Consider the following 2,491-nt stretch of genomic DNA (forward strand, 5'->3'; position numbering starts at 1 on the left):
GTGTTTGTCAACAGGCGCGGGCAGCCGGTTTGCGACATACAGAAGCCGTGGAAAAAGGCGTTGGAAGCGGTCGGTATCGAAGATTTCCGCTGGCACGACCTGCGCCACACATGGGCAAGCTGGCTGGCTCAGATCGGTGTTCTGCTCGCTGCTTTGCAGGAAATGGGGAAAGTATTGAGATGGTACGCCGATACGCACATTTGTCTGCTGAACATTTGCAGAACCATACGGCTTTATTGGATAGGATTGGGTTTAATCATGGCACAAATTTTGCACACTAGAAAACTCCAGCAAGCACAATTATGCGCAATATATTGATTTATATGGTGGGTCCGGTGGGGTTCGAACCCACGACCAAGGGATTATGAGTCCCCTGCTCTAACCCCTGAGCTACAGACCCAAGTTATAAAGAAACAATATTGTAAACATATTCTGCCATTGGTACAAGGCTACTGTAAAGTGTGGCGAGCAAACAGTGGAAAAAGTTTTAGGAGCTGAAATAGATTAGCAGTCGAGACAGGCCTGCTAACATGAAAATAGGCTACCGTAACAAAGAAAAGTTTCCAAAGGAAACCAATTGAATATTTTGTATCGGAAACCATCGCATGTTGTGGGCTACCGATATCCTGAGTATTTAGCCCAATACTGCCATTGTCTTTTACCGCAAAAGCTGTTGCATCATCAGCTATCATTTGGTTCTGGGGTAAATCAGGTTTTTGAGAGGGTGTAGAATTGGAGGTGTGCTATTTAAGTGGCAAGCGTAGGAATGCTTGGTGCCAGGCTTTCCTACGCTCATAGTGAGCAACACCCAAAAAGAAAGCTTGTTTACTGTGGTTACGATATGTACACTGATTTTATCCGCATTCAATGATAAGGCGCAGGCGGTGTCTTTAATTTCTAAGTTCTTAAATTTGCTACTAATGGCATGACAGATAACCCGTTCGACCAAGTCAGTAATGCGCCTTTCCGATCTTTGGTTAACAACGGTACCGGTTTACCAAGACCATGACCAGTACCACTTACACCGATTTGGTGATGAAGCTTTTCATGCTGTCGCGGCTTTGCCTGGTGGCTATGCGCCAGTCTTGGAAGATAAACCAGATAGTCATCAATACGCTGGCTGATGAGATGACCAAGCCAAAGCCTCGACTTAAACCACCATGATAGAATTATTCGATTTGGTCTTGCTGTGGCTTGGGGGTATTTTGGGCCGTAGATGCTGTAATCGTATCCGGTGCAAAAGGCCATTCCCTTTTCGCTTAGGGATTTATGTGGCTACATTTGTCATAACTATGTTGGGCGTTGCATGCTTGCATGGCTTAGCTACCGCTTTTCTATCATTCTCGTCAATAACGGCAAAAAAAATCTTCTACTGAAGTTGCCACTCTATCGAGCCGAGTCACTACCCAGCAAGCATTGGCAAACGTTGCAAATGCATAGCAATTGGATGATTCACATTGTTTTAGAACCTGCTCAATAGCTCTTTGTTACGCTATGGCCATATAGAAAGGCGTTGCAAGCAATTGCTATATTTCTGCCTGTATTTTGCGTTCTCTAGCATGTCAAGCACTTATTTCTGCTGTCGCGGGACCGCTATTTTATAGTGATGCACCACCATTTCTGCGTGGTAGAACTTCTTCATTGATATAGCCATCCATTTGCGGACTCATCGGTTGTGTAACAACCATCCCCACAAAACCAAACGATGCAATCCCAGCCGATGCCATTTTTTTAAATCGTCTGCATTCTTAATCTCCTTTTTACTTTTTATTTATTTGTCGTCGTCTTTCTTGTTGGTATTATCATGCTGGTCTCGATCGCCGTTGTTAGACGAGTCGCTACTAGTATGTTTTCCCAGTGTTGTTTTAACTTGTCTCATTTGAATTAACCGTACCTTGATTGATCTTCCGACTAATGCCACGATTTGTTATCAAATCTAAGAAAAAATACGGCATTATGCAGTAGTTGCACAAATTTGATTTTGGCTTATTCATTAGAGATACGCTGCATGTGTCTGCTACAAAAAAATAGGGGGCTGACGTAGATTAGCAGTCATGATAGGTTGCTAAAATGAAGATAACAAACTGTAAATTAAGCAAAAAAGCACAGAAGACACTACTCGGATATTTTGTGCCGGAAGTTACCGCCGTTAGGCTGCCGATGTCTTGGGTATCCGGCCCAACACCGCCATACTCTTTTACCGCAAAATCCGCCTCGTCATCAGCCGTCATTCGGCCTTGGAGGCCGATCAGGTTTTTGAAGGTTCCGTAGAGTCAGATGAGAGCTGCTCCGGCGGTAAACGCAAAGGAAAACGCGGCACAGGAGCCGCAGGCAAAGTGGTGGTTTTCGGTATCCTCAAACATGGTGTTAAATATCGTGCAAAACTGAGCCAGGGAAACGGGGAGTTGTGCTCCAAAATTGAGCCACTCTCCGTTTGTTATAAACTGCTCCGCTTTATCACACAGCGGAGCCCAACCTGGATGTTATGCAT

The 2,491-nt window shown here is 44.6% G+C and carries 1 protein-coding gene, 1 tRNA gene and 2 pseudogenes; 2 read left to right on the forward strand and 2 right to left on the reverse strand.

Translation table 11 applies throughout. From position 1 onward, the window contains the following. Positions 1 to 281 (forward strand): annotated as a pseudogene (locus tag IR141_RS12310) (tyrosine-type recombinase/integrase); the annotation flags it as partial. Positions 282 to 324: 43 nt separating this feature from the next. Here the strand turns inward: IR141_RS12310 and IR141_RS12315 are convergent. Together IR141_RS12315 and IR141_RS12320 are read right to left on the reverse strand one after the other, a co-directional pair. Then, positions 325 to 400 (reverse strand) — tRNA-Ile (locus IR141_RS12315). Positions 401 to 449: 49 nt separating this feature from the next. After that, positions 450 to 692, reverse strand: coding sequence for a hypothetical protein (locus IR141_RS12320; RefSeq protein ID WP_135037712.1), 243 nt, complete (start codon positions 690 to 692; stop codon positions 450 to 452). A 1,378-nt stretch (positions 693 to 2,070) separates the two neighbouring features. On the opposite strand from IR141_RS12320, the pseudogene IR141_RS12325 reads away from it, so the two are divergent. Then, a pseudogene (locus IR141_RS12325) lies at positions 2,071 to 2,360 on the forward strand (IS1595 family transposase); the annotation flags it as partial. Positions 2,361 to 2,491 lie beyond the last annotated feature (131 nt).

It is taken from the genome of Neisseria sp. 19428wB4_WF04, assembly GCF_015235335.1.
Lineage (GTDB): Bacteria > Pseudomonadota > Gammaproteobacteria > Burkholderiales > Neisseriaceae > Neisseria > Neisseria musculi.

Coding starts and splice junctions, on each gene's coding strand:
- IR141_RS12320 (WP_135037712.1), bottom strand. CDS start 692: ATGATAGCTGATGATGCAACAGCTTTTGCGGTAAAAGACAATGGCAGT.